We start from the raw sequence: 1071 nt of genomic DNA on the forward strand, positions 1-1071 counted from the left end.
GTCGAAGCGCTTGTGCGCCAGATCCGCGATGGCGTCGGCGCTCACCCGGTGCCGGCAGGCGTCGCCGGGGACGGCCAGGATCTCCGCCCAGATGCGCTGGAACTCGGTGACGACCCCGGCGGTTTCGCTGCCGACGGCCTCGACGGCGAAGCGCGGGGCGAGCTCCGACAGCACGGCTGCCAGCCCAACGCCGGGCCGGTCCGGGCGGCTCAGCCGGTCGTGGATGTCCTCGGCGAGCGCCAGGTAGTGGGCGCCGACACGGTCGATGAGCCAGCGGCTGGAGGCGAGTACGAGTTCCAGGGGGCCGGCCAGGTCGGCCCGCATCCGGGTGCCCAGCGCCGCGGTGACGGCGCTACGGCAGTCCTCGACCAGCAGGGCGCGGCCTGCGTAGGCGCTGCCGCGGCGCGCGTCGGCGCCGGTGGCGTCGGTGAACCGGCGGTCCAGGTCGGCGAGTGCGGGCGCCAGCCGGCCAGGGTCGCCGGCAGCGGCGCGCACCCGGTCCGCCGCCGCCTGCAGCCCGCTCAGAACCGTGGTGTGGCGCTCCCGTACGGCAGCGTCGGGGAAGGCGGCCAGTTGCCGCTCCAGGAAGCGGTCGGCGTGAAAGGTGGGCGGCACGTGCAGGGCGACGGTGATCTGGCCGCTGCGTTCCAGGACCGCCAGCTGCCGCTCGACGTCGGCGGCGCAGTCGAGGCCGGGGACACCGGCGGCGAGCAGCCGGGCGGTGAGCTCCGCCACGGTCTCGCGTCCGGAGCAGGCCTCGAGAACGTCGAACCGGGGGCGCGGCATGGCGGACCAGCCGCGCAGCGGCGAGTACACCCGGCCGTCGCGGATCCGCACGGCGGGTGCGCGGACCGGTACCAGGCAGGGGCGGGTGTCCGGGTCGGCGGCGAAGGTGTCGGCGAGTGCCCGTACGGCCCAGATTTCGAACTGGGCCCGGCGGTGGGTGATCTCGCCGTGCCGGCCGGCGACGGCCAGCCCTCCTTCGGCGTCGTCCCAGCGGGCCCAGCCGACGGGTCCGAAGAAGCCGATCGACTCGTTCTTGGCGTGGTAGCGCTGCACGTACTTCAGCAG

Annotated in this window: 1 protein-coding gene; it reads right to left on the minus strand. The window is 75.3% G+C overall.

The window, feature by feature from the left end; translation table 11 throughout:
- Positions 1 to 1071 (minus strand): lantibiotic dehydratase (locus ACMZ42_RS27300; protein WP_415733467.1); only part of this gene is annotated, 1071 nt, incomplete at both ends.

The sequence above is a fragment of the Lysinibacillus sp. NPDC056185 genome (assembly GCF_047737915.1).
In the GTDB taxonomy this organism is placed as follows: Bacteria; Bacillota; Bacilli; order Bacillales_A; family Planococcaceae; genus Lysinibacillus.